The sequence below is a fragment of the Nostoc paludosum FACHB-159 genome (genome assembly GCF_014698835.1).
In the GTDB taxonomy this organism is placed as follows: domain Bacteria; phylum Cyanobacteriota; class Cyanobacteriia; order Cyanobacteriales; family Nostocaceae; genus Nostoc; species Nostoc paludosum.
This window is the reverse complement of record NZ_JACJTU010000004.1, coordinates 21,911-46,658: the sequence shown is the minus strand read 5'-3', so window position 1 is coordinate 46,658 and position 24,748 is coordinate 21,911. Positions and strand designations below refer to the sequence as shown.

Genomic DNA, 24,748 nt, shown 5'->3' with positions numbered 1-24,748 from the left:
CACTTCTGCAAGAAGTCTAATGAACAAGTGCGCTGTATAATTCTTGAGTAGGCAAAATATCTGGTCAAAAATGCTCTACCCACGGACGTAGTTCCACTTCCCATGTCCAAGCACTGCGGGGTTGCCGGAGGATATTGAGGTAAGTTTGGGCGATCGCATCCGGATCGAGAGTACTATCAGTATTATCTACTGGATCTGGGCGGACGGCCGAGCGAATTGCACCATCAATTATGAAATGTGCCACATGGATATTCTTTGGTGCTAGCTCTTTAGCAATGCTCTGAGCTAAACCCCGCAGTGCGAATTTACCCATTGCAAAGGGAGCAGAGTGAGGAAAACCCTTAATACTTGCTGTGGCTCCAGTAAAGAAAATCGCACCACCCCCCTGCTGCAACATCCGTTTGGCAGCAGCTTGGGCAACCAAAAAGCCGCCGTAGGCAGTAACTTCTAGAGTTTTTGCCACACCATCGGGATCTAGTTCAACCAAAGGCCCCCGGACGCGGAAACTAGGATTATAAATTACGATATTTGGCGAACCTAGCTGATTTTCAACATCAATAAATAATTTTTCTACATCATTTGGTTTTGAGGCATCAGCGGCGAAACTCAGCGCCCCAATTTCATTAGTTAGCTGAGTCAGTTTCTCAATTTGGCGAGCAGCTAAAGCCACACTTATTCCCTCTTTCGCAAAGACGCGGGCTAAAGAGGCACTTAGTCCGCTACCCGCTCCCACTATCAATGCTGTTGTTGCCATAATTTCAAGTTTCCTGTTTTAATAGCTGGGAATTGCCCTTAGTAGGAGTTTGACCAATCCGCAGTACGCAAACTGCCGCAATCAAGCAGAGAACGCCTGATAAAATAAACGCCTGTAAATAAGTGCCCATCCAAGTTCTTAACACTCCGGCTCCGAATGCTGCTGTGGCTGCACCAATTTGATGTCCTGCTACAATCCAGCCGAACATTACACCGACGTTTTCTTTACCAAAGGTATTAGCAATAAGACGTACTGTAGGCGGTACGGTGGCAATCCAATCAAGTCCATAGAAGACAGCGAAGGCCCAAAGTCCATAGAAGGAAAAATTAAAACTGAAGGGCAAGAAAATCAAAGACAAACCCCGCAGTCCGTAGTACCAGCACAATAAGTAGCGATTATTCCAGCGGTCAGATAGCCAACCGGAAATAGTTGTCCCCAGAAAATCAAATAGACCCATGATTGCCAAAAGCCCAGCAGCCTTGACTTCCGGGATACCGTTATCGATACAAGCGGGAATCAAATGAGTGCCAATTAATCCATTTGTGCTAGCACCACAGATAAAAAAGCTACCAAATAAAAGCCAAAAGTCGCGGTTACCCATTCCCAGCCAAAGGGCGTTGAAGGTAGAGGCGATGGAATTTGCTTTCGGCTGTAATACTTCAGCAGTTTCGCTGTTGTCACCAAAGGGTCGCAAACCGACTTCCGCGGGACGATCGCGCATAAAAATAGCGATCGCTGGAATAATTAAAACTGCTGCACCAGTGAGAATCCAAGCCGCAGTTCGCCAGCCAAAGCGATCGGTAATTGAAGCCAATATAGGTAAAAACACTAGTTGCCCAGTAGCTGTACTCGCAGTCAAGATACCTAAAACCAAACCCCGCCTTTCAAAAAACCAGCGATTGACAACAATCGCACCCAAAACCAGGGCGATAACTCCGCTACCACAACCGACAACTATGCCCCACAGCAAAACTAACTGCCAGGGCGCTGACATCAAAGTAGTTAAACCAACACCCATCGCAAGTGCAGCCAAGGCAAACACCATCATCCGACGAATGCCGATCCTTTCCATAACTGTGGCAGCAAAAGGGCCGATTAGTCCGTAAAGTACCAAGTTCAGCGAGATTGCCAAAGATATAGTAGCTCTACTCCAACCGAATTCCTGTTCGAGAGGCACAATAAAAACTCCGGGAGCAGACCGAATTCCGGCTCCCACCAACAAAGCTAAGAATGTTAAACCCGCGACGAAAAAGCCATAGTGGAATGAACGACGGGCGAGGAATGAGGGTAGGGGCATGGGGCATGGGGCATAGGGCACTTATACTGAGCGTACTTCGGCTCCGCTTACTACAAGTTCACGTAGCGTCTCCTAGAGAAGCCGAAGTATGGAGCATAGGGCATAGGTGCAGAGGGTATAGGCTATGGGGAGCGTGGGAAGTGTGGGGAGATTATAAAAAAGCTTCCCACCCCTGCCAATGCCCAATGCCCAATGCCCAAAATTAACCCTGATATGGGTTACCGATTCTGTCTACAGAAACGTTGTAGGAAAGTGGTAAACGACCGGGATTTAAACGTGGTTCTGCTGCATAGCCAACGGGGACTAAAACGGCGATCGCTAAATCTGGATTATCCGCAGCACCAATCACTTCTTTGACTTTTTCTTCAATCCAACCGTTCATAAAACAAGTTGACAAACCCAAACTTTCTGCTGCTAACACCAAATGGGTAGCGGCAATGATCGCATCTTTGATGGCATATTCGCGTCGCTTGTCGCCTAAACCACCTTGGAATTGTGGGATGGCGCTTTTAAAGTAGTCTACGGTCTTATCATTCCATGCCCCAGTCTGGAGTGCCTGCTCAAAAATAGGGGTCAAATCTTGTTCGCCTGCGTTAGGATTGGCAGCAAATACAAAGGTTACAGGTGCTTGAACAATTTGCTGTTGATTCCAAGATGCTGCTGATAGCGCCGCTTTTTGCGCCTCATCTTGCACAAGAATAATTTGCCAGTCTTGAATATTAAAACTGCTCGGTGCTGCCACAGTTAACTCTACCAATTGCTTGAGCAGTTCTGGAGCGATGGGGTCTGATTTAAAAGTTTTAATTGAACGACGTTGAGCGATCGCAGTTGGTACATCTAAAGGTTGGATTTGGGTGATTGGACTCATAAGATTCTCCTGATAGTTGAGTTAAACAATTTTGGATTTGAGATTTTGCCAAAAGCATAAGCGCAGATTTTATACGTCGTAGACGCTTTGCGGCGAGATGGAAGCATCAAAGCTTTTCAAGACAGATTTTAGATTCTTTCTACGTAGGTTTCTTGGAGCCGAGCCAGTAGAAATTCGCTTGCTCCCAAACATTTTTAAACCTTGGATGCAAGAATTGTAAATCTAAAATCCAAAATTTTAAATTCGGCGATCGGCAAATTATGAGTTGGCTACTGCTTCGCTAGCAGCCGACCAAAATGGATAGTCTGTATATCCCTTTTCATCGCCACCATAAAATGTGGCTTGATTTGGTTCATTTAGTGGTGCATTCAAAGCCAAGCGTCGAGGTAAATCTGGATTTGAGATAAATAATGTACCAAAGGCAACTAAATCTGCTGCTTTGCTTGTTATTACAGCATCGCCTTTTTCACGAGTATAACCACCATTGACAATGAGTGTATTTGTAAAGCGATCGCGTATATGACTAGTAGGCACAACAACCGTACCATGTCTGATATCTGCTTCTATTGCTTCAAAAATATGCAGATATGCCAAATTAAACTGGTTCAACGCACCAGCCGCATAACCAAATGTCTCCAGGGGATTGGAATCACGCATATCGTTAAAAGTCCCACTGGGAGAAAAACGTACTCCTACTCGGTGAGAATCCCACACACTAGTTACCGCTTCTGTCACCTCCAACAAAAATCGAGTGCGATTTTCAATGGAACCCCCATATTTATCTGTGCGCTGGTTGGTGCCATCCCGCAGAAACTGATCTATTAAATAACCATTAGCTGCGTGAATTTCTACCCCATCAAACCCAGCCGCCAAGGCATTCGCCGCTGCTTGACGATACTGTTCTACTATCTGCGGTATTTCTGAAGTTTCCAAAGCACGAGGAGTAACAAACGGTTTCGGCCCCTCAAAAGTTGAGGCTTCACCTTTAGCAGCAATGGCAGAAGGAGCCACAGGTAAAGCTCCATCCGGTTGTAAGTCAGGGTGGGAAATCCTGCCTACGTGCCATAGTTGCAGAAAAATTCTCCCTCCCTCCTGATGCACAGCATTGGTTACTAACTTCCAGCCCTCCACCTGTTCTGGTGAATGAATTCCTGGTGTAGCCGGATAGCCTTGTCCTTCTGGACTTACCTGTGTTGCTTCAGCAATAATCAGTCCAGCCGAAGCACGTTGAGCGTAGTAGGTAGCATTCAGTTGGTGTGGTACGTTTCCCTCCTTAGCCCTATTTCGGGTTAACGGTGCCATCACTATCCGATTCGGTAGTTCCAGATCCCCTAATTGATAAGGAGAAAATAAGTTAATATCAGTACTCATTGGTTATATCTCCAAATTGTCATTAATTATTGGGCATTGGGCATTGGGCATGGGAAGAGGCAGAGGAGCGGAGGGGCAGAGGGTATTGTCACTTCTCCCCTGCTCCCCTGCTTCCTGTGCCTCATCTCCCCACTCCGACGCACTAAACAATCGACCGAATAACACCACCATCTACTCGCAAAGCTGCACCATTGGTTGCTGAAGCTAGAGGACTCGATAGATAAACTACGAGCGCTGCTACTTCTTCATTAGTTGCAAAGCGTTTAATTAGGGAAGTTGGACGCACATTTTGGAAAAATTCAGCCTCAATTTCGCCTCGACTAGTACCACGTTCCTGCGCTAGGTTGGAAATAAATTCTTCAACGCCTTCTGAACGGGTTGGCCCCGGTAAGACAGAGTTCACAGTGACTCCAGTACCAATTGTCATTTCTGCTAAACCTCGCGCAATGGAAAGCTGCGCTGTTTTAGTTGTGCCATAGTGAATCATTTCCACAGGAATTTGAATGCCAGATTCACTAGAAATAAAAACAATCCGCCCCCAGTTTTGCTCTAGCTGCTTTTGAAGATATTGCCGACTCAAACGTATTCCACTGAGTACGTTGATTTCAAATATTTTTAACCAGTCTTCATCGCTAATCTCAAAGAAGGTTTTTGGTTCATAAATACCTAGATTGTTAATTAGGATATCAACCTGAGGAACTTGTTGAACAAGTTGTTCTACTCCTGCTTTTGTACCTGCATCAGCAACAACCCCAGAAACTTTCGCTTCGGGGATACTTTGCTGAATTTTGGCGATCGCCTGTGCTACTCTTTCCTCAGATCGACCGTTGATAATCACTGATGCACCCTCTTGAGCTAACCCTTGGGCTATAGCAAAACCAATGCCTGCCGTTGAGCCAGTTACCAGTGCGGATTTACCATGCAATTTCAAGTCCATTTGGCTTCCCCCGCTTATTTCCTCTAGTAATGGGGACTGGGGAGATGGCTTCGCTAAGGGAAAAGGAGAAAGCTTAAAGGGAAAAGGCAAAAGGAATAAATTTAATCTTTCCCCTTTTCCCCTTACCCCTTTCCCCATGCTCAATGCCCTATGCCCCATGCCCTTTACCTACATTAAAGATGCTGTGCTAAGGTCTTATTTAATGTGGTTTTCGGAACTGCCCCCACGACAGTATCGACTTGCCGACCCTCTTTAAAAACCATCAGGGTCGGAATGCTGCGAATTCCATAATGGCTGGCTACAGTAGGATTTTGATCGGTGTTCAGTTTGACTACTTTTACCTGTCCTTCGTATTCAGCAGCAACTTCGTCTACAACCGGAGCCACCATCCGACAAGGGCCACACCACGGTGCCCAAAAGTCCACTAAGACTGGAATTGTACTTTCCAAAACTTCTTGCTTGAATGTGGCTTCTGTGACATTTGTAATGGATGACATAAATTGCCTTCCTGATTTAATTCTATAATTCGATAATATCGAATAATAAAAATATATGCTACTTGATGAGATAATGCAACTATGAGATTCCTTTATCATCCAGATAGAAAAAATATTTCTTTGCCGGGAGTATTGTATGCATTGGGTGACCCGGTGCGGTTAGAGATTGTGCGGCTGTTGGCGAGTGAGGGGGAACAATGCTGTGCGAGGTTTGACTTTGCGATCGCCAAGTCTACCATGTCCAATCATTTTAAAATTTTACGGGAATCCGGGATAGTATTTACACGTAAAGAAGGTACACATCACATTAATATTCTGCGGCGTGAAGATTTAGAGATGCTGTTTCCAGGTTTACTGGATGCGGTATTGAAAGCAGCTCAACCATTGTCTGTTGACCCCGTTAGTAGTAAACAAACAGCCTCAACTAAAGGTAGGGGGTAAGGCTGGTGATGGTAAGGATGCGAGGGTTCCGCCACCGAAGTAAGCCGAACCCTTTCTAAGTAAGTAGGTAGTTGTGAATATTTATCGTCAGGATAAGGCAGGAGGCAGGAGGCAGGAGGCAGAAGGAAAGAGGTTTTTAGTTCACTTAACCTTTATTAACATAGTTTGATTTTTTCACACCAACTTACTTATGTCAGAATCTAAGCATTCAAGAACTGTGAGAATTTGATTATGGTGTTCTAACCTGAAGGTCATAAACAAACTTGCAACCAGGATTTATGCTGTCTGGCGAGTTCCTTAAGAAAATTCATTGGGATAAACTCTTCCTTTCCAGTTGCCGCCGCGTCCTTGCCAGTGGCGAAGTGCAGAATCTAGAGTCATCAGGGTATAGAGAAAAGCGATCGCAGGTAAACTAAAGGCTAGCCAAAAAGAACATTTATAAAAGCGGATGGTCGGGTAATAAGCCAAGGTCATTAATAACCAAGCAAATAAACCTGTAAATAAGATTCCCCAATTACTCCAAATTACACCCAAAATCAAACCCACAGGTGGAACTAAATAAATTAAGCTCATCCCTACCAAAGTTCCTAATAGTAATAATGGAGAATAATTCAATTGTGTATAAGCAGTACGAGCAACCATATCCCAAATCGTTGCCAAGGAATTATACGGACGCAAACTGCGAGTTAAAGTACTCAATCCCAGCCAGATACGCCCTGTTGGGGAAGACATGGAGATGGGGAGACGTGGGGACGCGGGGAAAGAAAATATCTCAGCGTCCTCGCGTCCCCGTGTCCCCGTGTCCTCTTCTTCCACTTTCACACTCCTCTTAACCGCCCCAGCCAAAGCGCAATCATCAATTAAAGCTTGGCGAATCACTTGAATACCACCGATTCGCTCTAAAGCTTCTTTGCGAATCAGAATCGAACCCCCAGCGGCGGCGGCTGTGGGATTTTTGGGATTATTCACCCAGCGGAAGGGATAGAGTTTTTGGAAGAAAAAGACGAAAGCGGGAATCAATAGTTTTTCCCAAAAGCTTTCACATCTGAGTCGCACCATTACTGAAACTAAATCTAAATTTTCCTGCTCAGCTTTAGCAACGAGTCGGCACAGATTACTCGCGTCATGTTCTATATCTGCATCGGTAAGGAAATAATAGTCAGGTGTCAATTTACTTGCATTTTTGATACCTTGCTCAACAGCCCAAAGTTTCCCTGACCAACCAGGAGGTAGTGGTTCTCCAGAGATGATATGCAATTGCTCGGATTTACCTAAAGCGTAGGCTACTCCCTGGGCGAAATTTGCTGTGCCATCTGTGCTGCGGTCGTCTACTAAAAACACGTCTAAAGAACCAGGATAATCTTGGAGTAAGAGCGATCGCAAGCTGATTGGTATTAATTCAGCTTCGTTACGCGCCGGAACCACCGCACAAACCACTGGTAAGGATTTTAGCCTAGTTTCCCTAACCTCTAATTGCTGGTCTAACCGCCAAAACTGTCCCCAAAAACAGAGTAACCCTAACCAAATTGTCAAGGATAAAAGCATCAATCCGAATACAATTACACCCATGACCGTCGCTTTGCTCCAATTCAAAATTCAAAATTCAAAAAAAAGAAAAGGATATAAACCTAGTAAATTAATTTATGGGTTTTTAATTTTTAATTCCTCCGAAGGGGGCTGACCTATTGCAAATTCTCAGTGACTCAGACAGAATACTATGTCTACTGATAGAGGAAAATAATTTTTTTCACCTGTACTGCCGTGTTGTTAACTAGTGTTGAGTGTTGAGGTTGAACGGTTTTTCATGCATACACAAGACAGGGTAAAAGTCAAGCAAGTCGCCCAAGCGATCGCAGCTAGCCAAGAATATCTGCTTTCAATTCAAAATCCGGCAGGTTATTGGTGGGCAGAGTTGGAATCTAACGTCACCATCACTGCTGAAGTTGTGCTTTTGCATAAGATTTGGGGAACAGACCAAAAAAGACCTTTGCACAAAGTTGCAGCCTATCTGCTTCAAGAACAACGGGAGCATGGCGGCTGGGAGCTTTTCTTTGGTGATGGCGGCGAACTTAGTACCTCAGTTGAAGCTTACATGGCGCTGAGACTGTTGGGTGTGCCAGCAAGCGATCCGGCACTGGTTCGGGCGCGAAAATTTATTCTCGAACGCGGTGGTGTCAGCAAAACTCGGATTTTTACCAAGTTGCACTTGGCGTTGATTGGCTGCTACAACTGGCGCGGTATTCCTTCGCTACCACCTTGGATAATGCTGCTGCCCGAAGCTTTCCCAGTTAATATTTACGAGATGTCTAGTTGGGCGCGTTCCAGCACTGTACCGTTGTTGATTGTATGCGATCGCAAACCGATTTTTCTCACTGACCAAGGTATCAACCTAGATGAACTATACGTTGAAGGTGTGGATAAAGTCCAATGGGAATTACCCAAAAATAACGATTGGACAGATTTATTTCTCACCTTGGATGATGGCTTCAAGTTAGCAGAACGCCTAAATTTAGTACCCTTCCGGGAAGAAGGCATCAAAGCCGCCGAAAAGTGGATTTTAGAACGGCAAGAAGCTACAGGCGACTGGGGTGGAATTATTCCGGCGATGCTCAATTCCATGCTGGCTTTGCGGTGTTTGGATTATGACCAAAACGACCCCATTGTCGAACGAGGGTTGCAAGCAATTGACAATTTTGCGATTGAAACAGAGGACTGCTACCGGGTACAGCCTTGTATTTCACCTATTTGGGATACAGCTTGGGCGATGCGTGCTTTGGTAGATTCTGGTTTTGCACCAGATCATCCGGCTGTGGTAAGAGCTGGCGAATGGTTGCTGCAAAAGCAAATTTTAGACTACGGAGATTGGGCTGTCAAAAATCGCCAGGGAAAACCAGGGGCTTGGGCGTTTGAGTTTGACAATCGCTTTTATCCCGATGTTGATGACTCGGCTGTAGTAGTCATGGCGCTGCATCAAGCGAAACTGCCTAATGAAAAAATCAAGCAGGCTGCGATCGCCCGTGCCTTAAAATGGATTGCATCTATGCAATGTAAACCAGGCGGTTGGGCTGCTTTTGATTTAGACAATGACCAAGATTGGCTTAACTCCATTCCCTATGGAGACTTGAAAGCCATGATTGACCCAAACACCGCAGATGTGACTGCTAGGGTAGTAGAAATGCTGGGTGCTTGTGGTTTGTCAATTGAACCGCGTAACCTAGACCGGGCAATGAGTTATCTTTTGAATGAACAAGAAACAGAAGGTTGTTGGTTTGGGCGTTGGGGCGTAAATTACATCTACGGCACTAGTGGCGTTTTGTCAGCTCTGGCCTTGATTGACCCTCAAAAGTATAAATTCGATATAGAACGCGGGGCAGCTTGGTTATTGGGATGTCAAAACCCAGATGGTGGTTGGGGCGAAACTTGCCGCAGCTACGACGATCCCAGCTTGAAAGGAAAAGGAAATAGTACAGCATCTCAAACTGCTTGGGCTTTAATTGGCTTGTTGGCAGCAGGTGAAGCAACTGGCAAATTAGCCCTGGAAGCTATTGAACGCGGAATTAACTACCTTGTGACAACTCAACAGCCGGATGGTACTTGGTTTGAGGCTGACTTTACTGGTACTGGCTTCCCTTGCCATTTTTATCTCAAATATCATATGTATCAACAATACTTTCCTTTAATTGCGCTAGGTCGCTATCAAAGGATGATTGATGATTAATGCTGATGACTGATGACTGATGACTGTTAACCGTCAACAGTCAACAGTCAACATTCACCACTTATGCGTAATCAAGTTAGCTTTGATGATAATTATTCAACTGAATTTGCGGTAAATTCTCTTAGTAATGTATTGATTAAAATATTGATTATTGTATCAAATCAAAGGTAGAAAATAAGCCTAAGAGTTTTTCGCGATCGCTGATATTAAATTCCTTAAAAGCTCACCCAGATTGCTTTCAACCTTCGATGATTTTAAGAAGGAGACTCACCTCTAGTAAATTATTTACATTTTTGTCTTGATAGGGAATGTAATGTAGTATTCAATATGAGAAAATCAGTTTAATTAACAACGTTAAAACTTTGACTATCTTGTTATGTCTTTATTAATATATCGGATGTTTTACTTGTAAATAAAAAGCTATAAAAAACCACGAAGATTAATCTAAAATCAACATATTTAAACCAACCAAAAGGCAGATTAAATCAGCTAGAATTGCCTTTAGTATATTGAATACAAAACAAAGGGCGTTAGGACTTGAGGGTGCAACTAACCCAAGGACATAGATAATCACAGAGTAAGAGTTTTGGTTTTTACTCTGTGTTTATTTGTTTATACCAATTCAAGCGTATTGCCTATTGCCTGCTCTAAATTTCTGCACCTGGTTTTGCTTCTGCACCCATTGGAGCAACGTAGTCGCGGAAAAGAGTAATCTGTTGCTCAAAAGGTAATGCTTGAATTCTGCTAAATAACGCTTGAGATCCTGAGCTAAGTCGATAATCGCCAGGTACAGGAATGACAGTGCGATTGTCCATACCTTGACTTAGTAGATACCAAAAAAGTAGCTTTGTAGTATCACCCAAAGAGCCATATTCGCGAGAAATTTGGGTATCAACTTTGTTAATCAAATCACGCTGAATTTGTAATTGTTGTTCGTGGGATAATTCTTTAACTTGATTAAACAAACCTTCAGCAATTTCTGAAGAAGCTGTACTCGCACCGGGGGCAGCTGGAGTAATTGATTTACCTATTTCTTTATAGATAAACCAAAACAAACCTAGCTGTTCATCTACATTTAATTGTCGCCAAGCTTCTACATGTTGACGAATAGTTGGATCGCCAGTTTGCGTATATGTCATTGTTAACTCCAATTGCAATCGATCGGTATTCAGTGTTATTTGCAACCTTATCAAATCTAGATCTGGAGTTTGACCCCACTGAAGACAGATGTATTTGAATCACAAAGAAGAGGAATTTAGAAACAAAATATAACTAAATTGGGGGAAGTATAAGTAATATCATGTTCTGTTAAGGATTTATCATTTATACCAGGAGGCAGGAGGCAGGAGGCAGGAGGCAGAAGGCAGGAGGCAGGAGGCAGGAGGCAGGAGGCAGAAGGTAAAAGTCTTACTATGCCTGGTATTCAAGTTTTTAAAATGTCCTAACCTATGTGACTACGGCTATAAAAGGCAGGAAAACAGAGGGAAAGAATTAGAGACTAATGGTTTGTATTAGATATTTTGAGTAATTGTCAAACTTTATACAAAAATCTACTGGTATAACTTTCAATGTTGACTCGGTTTCTTTAGCAAGCTACCAAAGAATCTTCACCCTGTGACTATTGTCAAAAACCACTCGTTTGAAGATTATCAAATAAAACAATGACCATGTAGAGACGTTGCAATGCAACGTCTCTACCAAGGGATTAGGTTTGACGTTGGTTTTTCCACATAACCTAAAAAGCCAATGATGAGCTATAAAAATTACAGTTATTTATCTTCAAATTATGCAAAATTCAAGCGTTTTTCTGGAAATAATAATAACGCCGCTATAGGATATTTCTTTAATTAGAAGTTCCTAAAAGCGCAGTCCAGAGAATATGGCCAGACAACACAATCATCACGGTAAGACCTAACTGATAAGCGCGAGTGCGAAGCGGTTGGATAGCCCGGAGAAAAGCTATGGTATGTGCAACGCGGGACAAAACAAACAGTGGAAAATAAATTAACGTACCTGTTTCCCAACAACCCAAGTTAACGTAAGCAGTCGCTAAAAACAAGAAAATCGGAATATTTTCGCCATCATTGTTGAGGATTTTAGTGGCGCGTTGCAGTAATTGAGACTCTTGTGTAACTCCAGTTGCCCCTTTGCCGATGGTACCAGAATCTTCTGGCGTAGAAAAATTGTTGGACTTGCGACGAGAATTAACTTGGATTAATACAATAGCCAACATTTTTAGAAATAAAGTAACAACAGTTATTCCGTAAATTTTCCAAGTAAACATAGCTGTCACTTATTCCTTAGCACACAACGGCAACAATAATCATCTCATTTTTTGATACACTTGTGCGATTTTAGATTTTGCCGAAAGCGTCTGAGCGTTTTATAAACTGCCAGAAGTCGTCAACAGCTGGGCTGGTAAGCCGTTCCCAAATCCATGAACGAGACTGCTTCTTGCCCGCTAAATAAAACCAAGGAGAGGTTGCATACTTGGAAATGTACAGCAAAATCTCCCAATCCTGGCTTGCTGCACAAAAGTCGAACGCATCGCTGAACCACATAACTTCCAAGCCATAGGTGCGTGCTAGTTCAGCTAGTTGAGAGGCTGCTTGGCAAGTGATGGGGTTGTAGGCTTGGATGTGCATATGATTGCTAATAATGTAACGGAATCCCCGTTTGTAAAGATGTCCAACCCAACTTTCGGCCCAGAACACCTTGGAGTCAGATACTTGGGTGAATACCCGGCCTGCGATACCTTCATAACATTCTAAAAAAACCTCTTCAAAATCCATTCCGAAAACGCCCACAGCTAAACATTGAGAAGGTGGACTTTCGCTCTCTTCCAATTGATAGCTATAGTACTCAAATAAACTTTCTATGTCTGGTGAAGCATCTTCCACAAAAGCACACCAAGGTATACGTTCGCCCCACCCAGGTCGAGAAGTGTCTACAAAGAACCCAGGAACGGATACGCCCATTTTCAAGAGAAAATTATAATAATCTAATGGCAAAGTGAGTGCCGAGACTTGATAGACAAGCTCAGCAAAAGCATCGATCTGTGCTACCGAAGCCCCTTGAATTATCTCTGGGAAGTCTGGGCGGTAGCGGGCAATCAGTTGAATAAAGCCATCAATACTGGCATCGCACATAATTAATTTTGACTTTTGACATCACAACTGAAGATGTGAGCGCAAAATTTCCTGAATTACTTGTTGTACAGCCTGTTTGCTCAAGCTACCATCTACCCGCACAATTCGTGAGGGATGGGATGCTGCGAGAGTTGCATATCCTTGCTGCACGCGGCGATGAAAAGCAATTGTCTCTTGTTCAATGCGGTCTAGACGTTGGAGTGTAACATCTTTACTTTTTCGGGACAGTCCCACCTCGACATCGACATCTAGCCAAATAGTTACGTCGCTTTCTAAGCCACCAGTGGCAATATAGTTGAGTTGATTGATTAAGCCGATGTTCAGGCCTCGACCATATCCTTGGTAAGCAATGGTAGAGTCAGTATAGCGATCGCATAAAATATATTTCCCAGCTGCAAGATTTGGCTTTAGTTCTTGTTCAACGTGTTGGGATCTATCAGCAGCATACAACAACAGTTCTGTCACTTCGGCAACTGGTTTATCTTCTGACTTTTCTAATAGCAAGCGCCGAAGATCTAAACCTAACTCTGTTCCCCCTGGTTCGCGAGTTACCACGACAGAAATACCTAAACTTTCCAACCACTGACAACAAAGCTGTATTTGGCTGGTTTTACCGCAGCCTTCCACCCCTTCAAATACAATTAATTTCCCACCCATGCTTTTTGCTGCAACAATAGCGCCGACTGTAAAATCCTAACCTGCAATTGCGATCGCTCAATGAAAAGGGTGTAGGGGTTAGGGTGTCGGAAACTTCATACTTAAAAGTAGGGGTTTCAAACAAGGACGCTTTAAAAACACCGCATTTTCAGTTACAACCTTTTTCAATGTATTTGAACCACATCTGTCGTAGGGGCGCAAGGCCTTGCGCCCCTACCGCGTGGTCTATTTACCTGAAAATTGCTCTCACAGCAGCAATGTTTCAGTAACTGCGTACAGCTTATATGCATCTATTACTTGGTGCAGAGATACAAAAAAACAATTATTTGGCAATTTGGCAGATCAATCATTTTTGACATTGGTATTTTTTAGTTTAGGGACTTCCAGAAAATAAACTATTCCATTGGCAATAATGATAATCATTTTAAAGGGGGATGAAGGGGCTGCCGTCGGCAGCCCCTTCATCCCCCTTTTGTAGTAATTTGAATAATGATTGAGTTTTTGAGTGTGGCAACTGGTGACTATAGTATTAACTGATTCTCTTAAAAAGTTGTTGATTGAAACTGCATCTCTTTTTAATTGGTGCAGCAAAGCGTAAATTTATGGCACAGACAGTTCAGGGCTTAGGTTTAGGAGGGCAAAGGCTTGCACAATCAGAATTAGGATGGAATCGAGACACAATTCGGAAAGGGACAAGAGAACTAAAAAGCGGTATTATTTGCGTTGATAACATGAGTGGTAAAGGACGTTATAAAGCAGAAGTTCATCTGCCAAATCTTTTAGAAGACATAAAAAATTTGGCGTTGCTGAATCCAAGTATGAATCATGCGATCGGCTCAAGAAATGTGGGCGCGTAGCGCCCGCAGCGCCACGGAACCGTACTTGAGATAATGTATTACTAATCGAATAGATAGTTTAAGCATTTCCTCGGTCTTAGAGTAACAAAAAGTTTTCCGATGTAGTCTCGCCAAATAATGCCGAAAACGGCTATTTTCGCCTTCTACCCGTGTCATATAAGTCTTACTAACAATATGATCTTCATTGCTGATAAAACCAGGGTAAACTGGGTAACCATCTGTTACATAAAAATAAGAATGCCAACAGCTTATAATTTGCCATAAAAGCTTAAAAGTTTTAGAACTGCGGTCACCTAAAACCCAGGCTATAACACAAGCGAGTATGCTTATTTACGGCTGTCCACAACCAAATTTTGTTTTTTTTTACCTACAAATGTTTCCAGTTCATCAACTTGAGTAATTTCCGGTATTGCATTATATTCAGGTGAATCTGGTAACGTCTTTCCAAGCTCTCTTACCCAATTGATTATAGTAGTATGATGTACTTTTTTCACTCGCTCAATTGCACGGAATCCTAAACCATTTACGTACATTTCTAAACATTCTTTTTTGACTTCTGCTGAATAACCTTGGTGGTCATAAGAATCTATAAACTGACGACCGCAAAAAACACAAATGTGATTTTGTTTACCATTTTTTCTGCCGTTCTTGCGGATATGAGTTGATGCACATCTTGGACACTGCATAGCGATCGCTCAAATTCATACTTCAATTATGCAACGCCAAAAATTTAGTTGACTTCCATAGTCAAACTGATCCGAGTTTTAAAAGTCAAAGACTATATACCAGACTCAGTGCAGCCGAAGTCAGAAAGCAATTAATCGAAAAATATGGTTATAGTGATGAAAATTTACATACATTCCTACAAAACATCCCTTATTTAGACTGTTTAACTTCAAAGCAGACGACAAGTGTATAGATTCTTCATGCATAGATGAGGGGGAGAAAAGGGGTTGCCGAGGGCAACCCCTTTTCTCCCCCCTTAAAATGATTATCATTCTTGAGAAAACCTGTCTCTTATTTTTCTTGGAATAATTTATTCTTTGGAAGTCCCTTTGGGGAAAGCTAACCGAAACTAAAACAGAGGCGGAAGTTGAAGAGATAGCTAAAGAATGCTACACCAAAATTGTCAGCGATTATAAATGGCAACGGGATTTTATTGGCAAAGGCAAGTTAGGAGAAGGAACGATTTTTGAATTGTGGTATTGCCCACAAAATTTAGGCGTAGATGGTAAAGAATTTTGGGATGAATTTAGAAAATTAAACTATCACATTTTAATTTGGTTGTTTCCCGAACATATTTCAACAGATGAAATGAGGAAACAAGTACAAAAGATATATTATGATTTTTTGCGCTTATGGCAATACCGTCATAAAGTAGTTTGGTCATACTATCAAAGTCGCTATCAAAAACAGATACTCAAAAGAGAATATATCGAAATTCAGCCATCGATTCAGCAGACAAGCGAATTACCAAAGCTACTGCAAACCAATAACCTAAAATTAAGCAAACTCCAAGAAAGTCTGACAAATAATTTAATCAATTTATCAGACTACACCATTGCCTTAAACTATTTAGAAAATCAAAGCCGAACAATTCAATTAAATTTAGAAAATTATCAATCTCATTTAGCAGACATCCAGCAAAAATACACAAATAGCGACTTAAAATTTCTCGAAAAATTTAGCGAAAGCGAATTTTATGGCAAAAAATATCAGAGACAAGTAGAAGTAGATTATGCAATTCTCAGCCCTGGATTAACGTTATTGCAAAATCTCAATAACACCATCCAAGGTATTATCGACCTAGAGCAAACTAAAAGCGATCGCACCCTCAATACTACTATAGCGATCGCAGGTGTCGGACTCGCCACCAGCCAAATAGCCTCCGCCGTCATTCTCGCCCAGCCAAATGATTATCAACAACATCTGCAGTTTCGGGCTGAAGTTTTTAGCTGGAGTGTAGGCATCGGTATTTTCTTTGCTGTGCTAATCTTTATTAGCCTGCGCTTTCGCCGCTAATTCCCTTAGCGTCCTGTGCTTATTGAATATCTTAATCATGTCCACCCAACCCACAATCCAAAGCATATACACAGACGGTGCTTGCACCGGGAACCCTGGCCCTGGTGGCTGGGGTGTTGTCGTCTACTTCAGTGATGGCTCAATTCACGAAATGGGCGATGCATCGCCTCACACCACTAATAATAAAATGGAGATGCAAGCGGCGATCGCTGCCCTTCAATTTCTGCAAACATCTCAACAAACTCAACCCATCACCCTCTATACTGATAGCGAATACCTCATTAACTGCGTTACCAAATGGGTGAAAAGCTGGAAACAGAAAGGCTGGAAAAAGTCAGACGGTAAGCCCGTCCAAAACCAAGACCTTTTGGAAACCTTAGATGAACTCAATAGCGAACAAGTAAAATGGCAATATGTCAGAGGACATTCTGGTAACATAGGGAACGAACGTTGTGATGCGATCGCTCGCACCTATGCCAGTGGCAAAATCCCTTCCTTACAACAATTTTCTCCCACAAATATTTATAAAAATTTACCTAACACAAATGAAATAAATGTAGCAAAAGTAGCTGATAATGACAAAAATTCTAGAATAATTAACCAAAATACACACCAAGTCACTACTTCTGCACCAAAAATAACTGTTATGGAACCATTAACTGGGCCAGCTGCAACCGCAACCGACGAAAAATCTCCAGAAATTAGGGTTTTGCAACTCCGTAACTTGGTTGAAACTCTACGTATAGCTGACGAAATTTCCGAAAAAGGCTACTTAATTACCAGTTCCGAATTAGCAGATTTAATGGATGTCCACGCCAGTGCTGTTACCAGTAGAGGGGATCAGTGGCGCTGGCGAAATTGGATAGTCTCACGGGTGCGCCGTGAAGGAAATCAAATTCTTTGGGAACTAGAACGCGGGGATCAAGTGGGGGGGGAAGAGGAGTGAGGGAGATGGGGAGATGAGGGAGATGGGTAAGTGTGGGGAGTGTGGGGAGATGGGGGAGTGTGGGGAGAAAGAGAATTTATGCCCCCGTCTGTTCCCACACCTCCCACACCTCTCACACCTCCCACACTCCTGTTTGCCCCATGCCCCACTCATATGTACTTTCTCCCGCGCCATTCCCGTGGGGTGCGGAATGCAGATAAGAAGATTCGTAGCACCGCTAGGGGATCGGCGAAAGGGGAAAGCCAGAATAACCAGCTGCCTTTGGCACTTTGGCGATCGTAGGAAGGTGCGATCGCCAATAGCATACCAAAGCGGATTGCTAGCAGGAATAAATTCAGACCCAATAAAACAAGTGAGGGAGTGTGTAGAGACGCGATTAATCGCGTCTGTGTCTCTATCCCGATTAATGGCGTCTGTTTTGAATGCGAGAGTGACACAGAAATCAACAAGTAGGTCAAGATTATTAAAAGTGGTAAACCTTGGACTGCAAAGAGTAGCCATAAATCTCCCCACAGTTGAGAACGAGAAGTTGCATCTTTAAGGTCAAGACTGCGCCCCCATTCCTTCCACGTCTCCATCGCCCCTTCATACATCCGTACTTTTAGTACTTTTGCGCCATCCAAAAAGCCTACTTTATAACCTTGAACAGCAATATTTCGTGCCAAGGTGACATCATCACAAAAAGAACTACTCGCGCTGCTGTAGCCGCCCACAGCCGCCAAGACGGAACGACGACACAAAAAACACTGCCCATTTGCCATTACCCGTTCCGGCTGCTGTGTATCGATCCCAGCTGGGTCAAATCGGTAAAGCAAAGTCATCAACAAAGCCGGTTGTAGCCAGCATTCCCCTGGATATTTGAGGATGAATTGGGGTGAAAGGGAAACTAAATCATAACCTCCTGCTTCGGCCGTCTTCATCAAGCCAGCAACCAACCCAGGATGCGGTTGAATATCAGCATCCAGCCCCAGAAACCACTCACTAGCTTCTGAGCTATGTAGAAAACCATTATGCAACGCCCAAGGACGCCCCACCCAACCAGGGGGTAAGGGGTCATCTGTCATGACGCGAAAGCGTGGATCTTTTTGCTGCATCGCCTTTACCAAATCGGGAGTACCATCACTGGAATTGCTATCCACAACAACAATTTCCCGAACTTCGTAACTTTGCAGACTCAAACCAGCTAACAGAGGGCTAATACGAAGCGCCTCATTTAGCGTCGGAACAACAACGCTCACCTTACCCAACAGTTCCGGTGTCGGCTGCTGCGGTTCTATTGGCGGATGGCGTCTTGGCCCCTTTAAGAGACGCGAAAGTAGAATCGCCGTAGCTGGTACTTGGATAGCTAGCAATAACAGGGAAATGGCATTAGTCATTAGTCATTAGTCATTGGGCATGGGGCATGGGGCATGGGGAAAGAGAAAAGGGTAAGGGGAAAAGGGGAAAGATTAAATTTATTCCTTTTCCCTTTAACCTTTTCCCCTGCCCTTCCTACTCCCCATCTATATGTTTATTTCAAAACAACTTTAACGCTTGCGCTTGCTGCTGAGGCTTCTTGAGGTAGTGGTTCAATACCAATTTGAGTGGGTGTGGTTGAGCTTCTCGACCACAGCGTCACGGCGGGAACCACACCTAGTACTGAGCCGAGTAATACAGGGATGAAAAACCCGCCTGCTAAGCTGAGTCCGGCGGCGAAGGCAAAGTTACTTAAATAAATTGCTAAGGGAAGATTAAGTTGCGATCGCTCTAATTTTATCGAAGTTTTTCTCCACAATAACCCTGCGATACTCATAAACACTGCACTAGTGCCAAACCAACCTGCATAGTTCTGGTAAGGTGTTCCAAAGAACTCTCCTGGTTGCTCCCAATACCAAAACGGTAAAGAAGATTGGCTCATTGCTGGCTCAAGGGCAAAGTCCCAGCAAGTGAACAGCAAGGCACCAACTCCTATAGCAGCAATATGGCGTCCCAAACTCGGTTTTTGGGCCACCTGCAAACCACATCTGGCAATTAAGTAAGACGACAACCCAACATAAAACCAAGACAAAGGAATTGTGAAAGGAACTAACCCACCAATCTTGTAACCTAAGCCACTCAAATAGCCATAATCGCCAAATGGAAAACCTGTGCTGGTTCCTAATAATTCGCTTCCCAAAGAGACAAACATAGCCGGGAGCATAAATGCCAGCCAAGTTCCTAATCCCAGCGTCCGGTAGGCATAAATAGAAACCGCCACTGTTCCGAAGATGATATCAACTACACCGCCGCTAGCCATACTTAATCCTATGGCAGTTTCTCCAACCTGGGATAATTTTAAAATTATTTCGGGATGAGGTAAGACCAGTAGCATCCCTGCTAGTCCAAAAGCCTTGGACAAGATATGAGCAATGAGGCATACGCGCTCAGCAATAACAATTTGTCTCATAATGATTCCTTAACTAAGATGTGACACGCGGCTACTCGGCTGCTAACAGTTTACAAATCTTTATCAATATATTTAACTACTTTGTGCTGTAATTCTCCACAAACTTGTTTGCCTTGCTTGGCAAAAGCATGGCAGGCTATAAGTGAAACTGAGTCTCTAGTGACTCGACTTAGCGATGAAATAACGCTTTAGCCCTGTACTGGCAATATCAACCCATGTCAATTTTGAAAAGAGTTCCTTGGGTGTCCCTAGCGGTAGTGCTGCTTAGCTACAGTACTTTGGGCTGGGTAATATCTGAAACACATCCTCCTATGTTTGTTTGGTCGGCGATCGTAGCTGCTATTTTGCTGTTAATACTAAGTTTGACAACTCCTTGGCCAAAAGTGACATATTACTACACTCTTGTCTTTGAATCAAATGTCAGAGCTTTTGGCATTGCCGTGTTAGCAGCTTTCTTGTTCTTTATTATGCTTGCCTGGTTTAGGATCTTTCTTGATACTTTACTGATTATTTCGGCAACTATATTACTCAGCATAGACTTTCAAATAGCCGATCTCAAGAGAAAAACAGCTTTTTGGAGTGCGTCTATTGCTTCATTGACAGGTTTGGTCTTCGGTGCACTAGTTTACAAGTTAGTAAATTCTGAAATTTTACTAAAATTCTGAAATAGAAAGTTCGATCGTTCCTTAAAACAGCCTTTACACTAAGGTTTGAGACTTAGATTGTATATTTCACTTTCTTGGAAATATCCTGTAAAATCCCCAAATTATGATAAAATCTGGGGATTTTATTGTTCAAAAATCAATGCGTTCAAATAGCAGCACAGACACAAAAAAATCCATAATAAAAATTGACAGCCAACTAGTAACAACTGCTTTTGTTGCTGATTCTCCTACTTCTTTTGCTCCTCCGTTAGTAGTTAATCCCCAACTACAGCCAATAACAGCAACTAGTACCCCGAAAATAAACCCTTTGAGTAAAATAATGAACAAATCTGAGGGTTCTAAAAAATCTCTGACTGATTCTAAAAAAATTTCTGGAGCAACTTCGTAAAACTGCCATGCAGCGAAAACTCCGCCGAGGATGCCCATAACTAAAGCAAAAACTGTCATTAAAGGCATCATCAAACAACAAGCAATTACTCTAGGAAGTACTAAATAATCAATGGGATCGGTTTTGAGCATATAAAGTGCATCAATTTGCTCTGTGACTCGCATCGTACCTATTTCGGCTGCAAAAGCAGAACCTACTTGTCCCGCTATAATACTAGCGGTCAAAATTGGAGCCAATTCTCTGCAAAAAGCCAATGCAAAAGCACCTCCCACAACATCGACCGCACCAAATCGCACTAATTCTCTCGCTGTCTGAATAGTAAAAATCATTCCTGCAAAACCGCCCACAAGCAAAACTGGAGAAATAGAATCCGGCCCCGCGGTCACCATATGTTGCATAATCTTGCGGTAGTAGGTTTTTCCCTGGAGTAAATGCAGCCAGACTTGACCAAAGAGCAGTATTGCTGCAAAAGAGCGTACAATCCAATATTCTTCAAAATTTGTTTTTGGTTGCAATTGAAAAAGTTTGAAATTTAATAATATTTCCCATAATGTAATGTTAATAATCGTTTATGAACAGGATAAGATATATTATTTTTGTGTTGCTATTAATACTCTCGTTTTTAGTGGTCTTTCCGGCTTTTGCATCTGTGTGCAAGAATTACGATGTCTACGATAGGCTATGCCCACGTCACCAGATTTGTATTCTCAATATTGACCGAAGTGCAAAAACTAACTTTAGCCAAGCTGTTACGCATTTAAATTGTATATTTCGTGCTTAGGTTGTCAAGAGTCCAGACATACGGTTCGGTTCAACTCCCCGTTTTCTCGAAATTTTATTTTATTAAGTATTTATAGAGAGTTAAATGACTGAGGCTTTTATTTCTTACTCCCGCAAAGATAAAGACTTCGTTAAAAGACTTCATGAAGCGCTCAAGCAACAGAAGCGTGATATTTGGGTGGATTGGGAGGGAATTCCGTTTACGGCAGATTGGCGCAAAGAAATTTATGAAGGAATTGAAAAAGCTAATAATTTTATCTTTATTATTAGTCCGAATTCAGTCGTTTCTGAAGTCTGCGGTGAAGAGATTGCATACGCCCTCAAACACAATAAACGTTTAGTACCAATAGTGTGGCAGTATGTTGAGGGTGTTCATCCTGAATTAGCCAAAATTAACTATATTTTCTTCCAGGAAAGTAATGATTTCAATACAGCCTTGCAATCATTACTCCAAGCGCTTGATACTGATTTAGCTCATGTTAAAGAGCATACCCGCTTACTCATGCTGGCTTTGGAGTGGGATCGAAAAAAACGCAACAATAGCTACTTGCTGCAAGGTAGCCAACTAGAACAAGCAGAACAGTGGTTCACTACAGGAGCAGGGAAAAAACCTTTAATTACACCACTCCAACAAGAGTATATCGGCGAAAGTCGTAAAGCCCAAAGGACACGTCACAGAACAAGACTCATTCTTTTTACTATAGGTTTGGTTATTTCAACAGGATCGGCTATTGTTGCAGCAATTGGGTGGAAGGAAGCCGATCGCCAGCGCATAGCAGCACAAAAATCCGAACTTCAAGCCGTAATTTCAGCGTCAGATGCGCGTTTTACCGTAAATAGAGATACTATTGATGCTTTAATAGAAGCTTTAAAAGCTGGGAAAAAACTCAAAGAACTGGACACAGCCAAAATCACGATTCCAAATCAGGAACGGGCAGAAGTGATGAAGGTATTGGGACAGGCGATTTATTGGGTCAGAGAACGCGATCGCTTGAACGAAAGCGATGCCATCATTAGCGTTAGTTTCAGTCCTGATGGCGAGATTCTTGCTACTGCTGGTGCAAACAGCACGGTGAAACTCTGGAATAAGCATGGTCTTTTACTCAAAACTTTAGAAGGGCATCAAGATCCTGTTATGAGTCTAAGTTTTAGCCCTGACAGTCAAATACTCGCTTCTGCCAGTTTAGACGGGACGGTGAAACTCTGGAGCAAACAAGGCAAGGAACTTAAAACTCCCGATCGGCTCAATACTGGAGTTCGCACTGTCAGTTTCAGCCCTGACGGCAAAACCCTTGCCTTTGGCAGTGACGACAACAATGTGAGCCTCTGGAATCGAAAGGATGGAAAATTCCAAATCCTCAAGGGTCATAATTATCAAGTCAATAGCGTGAGTTTCAGCCCCGATGGTCAGATATTACTCTCTGGTAGTGGAGACAGGAAGGTAAAACTGTGGAACAAACAAGGTAAGGAACTCAAGACCTTAGAAGAGCATACTGATGCAGTTACTAGCGTGAGTTTCAGTCCCAACGGCCGTATTTTTGCCTCCGCCAGTTTAGACAAAACAGTGAGACTCTGGAATCGAGATGGTAGCTTCATCCAAAAATTGAACACACAAAACAGACAGGGCAGTTTTATCTACGGTATAAGTTTTAGCTCTGATGGTCGGACTCTTGCCACAGCCAATGATGATAGCACTGTAACGCTCTGGGACATAACAAACCCCCAGAAACCCCAGGAACTAACTACCTTCAAAGGACATAGTAGTACAGTCAATAGCGTGAGTTTCAGCCCCAATAGTCCTACCCTGACTTTGGCCTCTGCTAGTAAAGATAAGACACTAAAACTATGGCAAATTGACTATCCTTGGCTAACCCTTCTTAAACACGATGATGCAGTCAATCGCGTCAGCTTCTCACCCGATGGAGAGGCGATCGCCACTGTCACTAATAACGGGATAGTAAAACTGTGGAACCCACACCAGAAGACGAGTAAAACCTTACAAGAGATTTTCTATCCAACATTGGATGTGAGTTTCAGTCCTGATAGTCAGATATTTGCTACTGCTAGTCAGGACGGGAAGGTGAGACTCTGGAATCGGCAGGGTAAGGTATTTAAGACTCTCAACCATATGAACTATAGCGATCGCGTTCGTTGTGTGAGTTTTAGCCCAGACGGCAAGATAATTGCCACCGCCGGTGACGACAATATGGTGAAACTCTGGAATCGCCAAGGACAGCTGTTAAAATCCCTCAAGCATAATGATGCTGTTTTGAGTGTGAGTTTTAGCCCCAACAGCAAGATGATTGCTAGCGCCAGTTTTGACAAGACTGTAAAATTCTGGAACCTTGAGGGGAAGGAGCTAAACTCCCAGAATTATGGTGATGTTATCCATAGCCTAAATTTTAGCCCCGACAGCAAAATAATTGCGATCGCTGTGGGCAATAGCGTCAAACTCAGGCAGCTTGATGGTGGTGAGATCGGCCTCAATGGACACACTGCTGCAATTTCGCAAGTAGCTTTCAGCCCTGATGGTCAAATGATTGCTACTGCTAGTGATGACAAAACGGTGAAACTTTGGCACAAAGACGGTACGGTGATTACTACTCTAATTGGGCACAATGGTGAAGTCAATACTATCAGTTTTAGCCCTGATAGTAAGACTCTCATCTCTGGTAGTAAAGATGGCACAGCAATTTTGTGGAATGTAGAAAATCTTAACTTAGATGGGCTAATGGGGCGAGGGTGCGATTGGCTACACGATTATTTCCATAATAATACTATTAATGGGAGTGATACCTACAATAAGCAACTTTGTGATGGAGTGAAAACTCAGACTGGCTCTTAATTCAGCCAAATTGTGCTTTTCTTATAAGTATATTGTAAATAATCCATTGATAAATCATTTGTGTTATTTTTTACATTTTATATAATCTCTAGCTTGATTTTATTGTTTATATGCTTAAAAAATCGAACTAT

21 protein-coding genes and 3 pseudogenes are annotated in these 24,748 nt (G+C 42.9%); 8 read left to right on the top strand and 16 right to left on the bottom strand.

Translation table 11 applies throughout. The features are described from left to right. Positions 1–64: 64 nt before the first annotated feature. The 6 genes from H6H03_RS05445 to trxA form a co-directional block, all read right to left on the bottom strand. Positions 65–754, bottom strand: a complete 690-nt coding sequence (locus H6H03_RS05445) for an SDR family NAD(P)-dependent oxidoreductase (RefSeq protein WP_190954133.1) — start codon at positions 752–754, stop codon at positions 65–67. Positions 755–758: 4 nt separating this feature from the next. Next, positions 759–2,072 carry an MFS transporter gene (locus H6H03_RS05440; RefSeq protein ID WP_313931795.1) on the bottom strand — a complete coding sequence of 438 codons (1,314 nt, stop codon included), beginning with the start codon at positions 2,070–2,072 and terminating at the stop codon, positions 759–761. Positions 2,073–2,253: 181 nt separating this feature from the next. Then, entirely contained in the window at positions 2,254–2,919 is a 666-nt protein-coding gene (locus H6H03_RS05435) for a nitroreductase family protein (protein ID WP_190954132.1), read from the bottom strand. A 258-nt stretch (positions 2,920–3,177) separates the two neighbouring features. After that, positions 3,178–4,290, bottom strand: coding sequence for an alkene reductase (locus H6H03_RS05430; RefSeq protein ID WP_190954131.1), 1,113 nt, complete (start codon positions 4,288–4,290; stop codon positions 3,178–3,180). 142 nt (positions 4,291–4,432) lie between these two features. Then, positions 4,433–5,386: an SDR family NAD(P)-dependent oxidoreductase gene (locus tag H6H03_RS05425; protein ID WP_242057813.1), complete on the bottom strand. Its 954-nt coding sequence runs from the start codon at positions 5,384–5,386 to the stop codon at positions 4,433–4,435. Positions 5,387–5,400: 14 nt separating this feature from the next. Then, positions 5,401–5,724: a thioredoxin gene (gene trxA / locus H6H03_RS05420; RefSeq protein ID WP_190954130.1), complete on the bottom strand. Its 324-nt coding sequence runs from the start codon at positions 5,722–5,724 to the stop codon at positions 5,401–5,403. A gap of 81 nt (positions 5,725–5,805) precedes the next feature. Here trxA and H6H03_RS05415 point away from each other — a divergent pair, with 81 nt between their 5' ends. Then, the gene (locus H6H03_RS05415) at positions 5,806–6,165 is read left to right on the top strand and encodes an ArsR/SmtB family transcription factor (protein ID WP_190954129.1); all 360 of its coding nucleotides are present in this window, start codon (positions 5,806–5,808) and stop codon (positions 6,163–6,165) included. Between the two features lie 297 nt (positions 6,166–6,462). On the opposite strand, the gene H6H03_RS05410 is transcribed toward H6H03_RS05415, so the two are convergent. Next, entirely contained in the window at positions 6,463–7,734 is a 1,272-nt protein-coding gene (locus H6H03_RS05410) for a glycosyltransferase (RefSeq protein WP_190954322.1), read from the bottom strand. Positions 7,735–7,969: 235 nt separating this feature from the next. Between H6H03_RS05410 and shc the strand changes: the two genes are divergently transcribed. Next, complete coding sequence (gene shc / locus H6H03_RS05405; protein WP_190954128.1) at positions 7,970–9,883, top strand: squalene--hopene cyclase; 1,914 nt, start codon at positions 7,970–7,972, stop codon at positions 9,881–9,883. Positions 9,884–10,530: 647 nt separating this feature from the next. On the opposite strand, the gene H6H03_RS05400 is transcribed toward shc, so the two are convergent. From H6H03_RS05400 to tmk, 4 genes are all read right to left on the bottom strand, one after another. After that, complete coding sequence (locus tag H6H03_RS05400) at positions 10,531–11,022, bottom strand: orange carotenoid protein N-terminal domain-containing protein (RefSeq protein WP_190954127.1); 492 nt, start codon at positions 11,020–11,022, stop codon at positions 10,531–10,533. A 704-nt stretch (positions 11,023–11,726) separates the two neighbouring features. Then, positions 11,727–12,167 (bottom strand): MAPEG family protein, encoded by a 441-nt coding sequence (locus H6H03_RS05395; RefSeq protein ID WP_190954126.1) that lies wholly within the window; start codon positions 12,165–12,167, stop codon positions 11,727–11,729. A gap of 70 nt (positions 12,168–12,237) precedes the next feature. Next, complete coding sequence (locus H6H03_RS05390) at positions 12,238–13,032, bottom strand: hypothetical protein (RefSeq protein ID WP_190954125.1); 795 nt, start codon at positions 13,030–13,032, stop codon at positions 12,238–12,240. Between the two features lie 21 nt (positions 13,033–13,053). Further along, positions 13,054–13,689 (bottom strand): dTMP kinase, encoded by a 636-nt coding sequence (gene tmk, locus H6H03_RS05385; protein WP_190954124.1) that lies wholly within the window; start codon positions 13,687–13,689, stop codon positions 13,054–13,056. Between the two features lie 523 nt (positions 13,690–14,212). Here tmk and H6H03_RS05380 point away from each other — a divergent pair. Beyond that, positions 14,213–14,489 (top strand): annotated as a pseudogene (locus H6H03_RS05380) (ISAzo13 family transposase); the annotation flags it as partial. 36 nt (positions 14,490–14,525) lie between these two features. Here the strand turns inward: H6H03_RS05380 and H6H03_RS05375 are convergent. Then, positions 14,526–15,232, bottom strand: a pseudogene (locus tag H6H03_RS05375) (IS1 family transposase). A 32-nt stretch (positions 15,233–15,264) separates the two neighbouring features. Between H6H03_RS05375 and H6H03_RS05370 the strand changes: the two are divergent. The 3 genes and pseudogenes from H6H03_RS05370 to rnhA all read left to right on the top strand — a co-directional run. Continuing rightward, positions 15,265–15,399, top strand: a pseudogene (locus H6H03_RS05370) (ISAzo13 family transposase); the annotation flags it as partial. Positions 15,400–15,743: 344 nt separating this feature from the next. Beyond that, entirely contained in the window at positions 15,744–16,568 is an 825-nt protein-coding gene (locus H6H03_RS05365; RefSeq protein WP_190954123.1) for a hypothetical protein, read from the top strand. A gap of 37 nt (positions 16,569–16,605) precedes the next feature. Next, positions 16,606–17,514, top strand: a complete 909-nt coding sequence (gene rnhA / locus H6H03_RS05360) for a ribonuclease HI (protein WP_190954122.1) — start codon at positions 16,606–16,608, stop codon at positions 17,512–17,514. On the opposite strand, the gene H6H03_RS05355 is transcribed toward rnhA, so the two are convergent. From H6H03_RS05355 to cruF, 3 genes are all read right to left on the bottom strand, one after another. After that, positions 17,490–17,663, bottom strand: a complete 174-nt coding sequence (locus H6H03_RS05355) for a hypothetical protein (RefSeq protein WP_190954121.1) — start codon at positions 17,661–17,663, stop codon at positions 17,490–17,492. The two genes, rnhA and H6H03_RS05355, sit on opposite strands and share 25 nt — an antisense overlap. Beyond that, positions 17,664–18,890: a 2'-O-glycosyltransferase CruG gene (cruG, locus tag H6H03_RS05350; protein ID WP_190954120.1), complete on the bottom strand. Its 1,227-nt coding sequence runs from the start codon at positions 18,888–18,890 to the stop codon at positions 17,664–17,666. Positions 18,891–19,024: 134 nt separating this feature from the next. Beyond that, positions 19,025–19,939, bottom strand: coding sequence for a gamma-carotene 1'-hydroxylase CruF (gene cruF / locus H6H03_RS05345; RefSeq protein WP_190954119.1), 915 nt, complete (start codon positions 19,937–19,939; stop codon positions 19,025–19,027). A gap of 215 nt (positions 19,940–20,154) precedes the next feature. On the opposite strand from cruF, the gene H6H03_RS05340 reads away from it, so the two are divergent. Then, positions 20,155–20,604, top strand: a complete 450-nt coding sequence (locus H6H03_RS05340; RefSeq protein ID WP_190954118.1) for a hypothetical protein — start codon at positions 20,155–20,157, stop codon at positions 20,602–20,604. A gap of 129 nt (positions 20,605–20,733) precedes the next feature. Here the strand turns inward: H6H03_RS05340 and H6H03_RS05335 are convergent, their stop codons facing one another. Next, positions 20,734–21,507 (bottom strand): MlaE family lipid ABC transporter permease subunit, encoded by a 774-nt coding sequence (locus H6H03_RS05335; RefSeq protein ID WP_190954117.1) that lies wholly within the window; start codon positions 21,505–21,507, stop codon positions 20,734–20,736. Between the two features lie 350 nt (positions 21,508–21,857). Between H6H03_RS05335 and H6H03_RS05330 the strand changes: the two genes are divergently transcribed. Next, a complete protein-coding gene (locus H6H03_RS05330) occupies positions 21,858–24,617 on the top strand; it encodes a WD40 domain-containing protein (protein ID WP_190954116.1) in 2,760 nt (919 codons plus the stop codon). Positions 24,618–24,748: the final 131 nt, after the last annotated feature.

Excerpts from the sequence above, each read along its gene's own strand:
- H6H03_RS05445 (WP_190954133.1), bottom strand. The coding sequence starts at position 754 with ATGGCAACAACAGCATTGATAGTGGGAGCGGGTAGCGGACTAAGTGCC.
- H6H03_RS05435 (WP_190954132.1), bottom strand. The coding sequence starts at position 2,919 with ATGAGTCCAATCACCCAAATCCAACCTTTAGATGTACCAACTGCGATC.
- H6H03_RS05430 (WP_190954131.1), bottom strand. The coding sequence starts at position 4,290 with ATGAGTACTGATATTAACTTATTTTCTCCTTATCAATTAGGGGATCTG.
- H6H03_RS05425 (WP_242057813.1), bottom strand. The coding sequence starts at position 5,386 with ATGGGGCATAGGGCATTGAGCATGGGGAAAGGGGTAAGGGGAAAAGGG.
- trxA (WP_190954130.1), bottom strand. The coding sequence starts at position 5,724 with ATGTCATCCATTACAAATGTCACAGAAGCCACATTCAAGCAAGAAGTT.
- H6H03_RS05415 (WP_190954129.1), top strand. The coding sequence starts at position 5,806 with ATGAGATTCCTTTATCATCCAGATAGAAAAAATATTTCTTTGCCGGGA.
- H6H03_RS05410 (WP_190954322.1), bottom strand. The coding sequence starts at position 7,734 with ATGGGTGTAATTGTATTCGGATTGATGCTTTTATCCTTGACAATTTGG.
- shc (WP_190954128.1), top strand. The coding sequence starts at position 7,970 with ATGCATACACAAGACAGGGTAAAAGTCAAGCAAGTCGCCCAAGCGATC.
- H6H03_RS05400 (WP_190954127.1), bottom strand. The coding sequence starts at position 11,022 with ATGACATATACGCAAACTGGCGATCCAACTATTCGTCAACATGTAGAA.
- H6H03_RS05395 (WP_190954126.1), bottom strand. The coding sequence starts at position 12,167 with ATGTTTACTTGGAAAATTTACGGAATAACTGTTGTTACTTTATTTCTA.
- H6H03_RS05390 (WP_190954125.1), bottom strand. The coding sequence starts at position 13,032 with ATGTGCGATGCCAGTATTGATGGCTTTATTCAACTGATTGCCCGCTAC.
- tmk (WP_190954124.1), bottom strand. The coding sequence starts at position 13,689 with ATGGGTGGGAAATTAATTGTATTTGAAGGGGTGGAAGGCTGCGGTAAA.
- rnhA (WP_190954122.1), top strand. The coding sequence starts at position 16,606 with ATGTCCACCCAACCCACAATCCAAAGCATATACACAGACGGTGCTTGC.
- cruG (WP_190954120.1), bottom strand. The coding sequence starts at position 18,890 with ATGACTAATGCCATTTCCCTGTTATTGCTAGCTATCCAAGTACCAGCT.
- cruF (WP_190954119.1), bottom strand. The coding sequence starts at position 19,939 with ATGAGACAAATTGTTATTGCTGAGCGCGTATGCCTCATTGCTCATATC.
- H6H03_RS05340 (WP_190954118.1), top strand. The coding sequence starts at position 20,155 with ATGTCAATTTTGAAAAGAGTTCCTTGGGTGTCCCTAGCGGTAGTGCTG.
- H6H03_RS05330 (WP_190954116.1), top strand. The coding sequence starts at position 21,858 with ATGACTGAGGCTTTTATTTCTTACTCCCGCAAAGATAAAGACTTCGTT.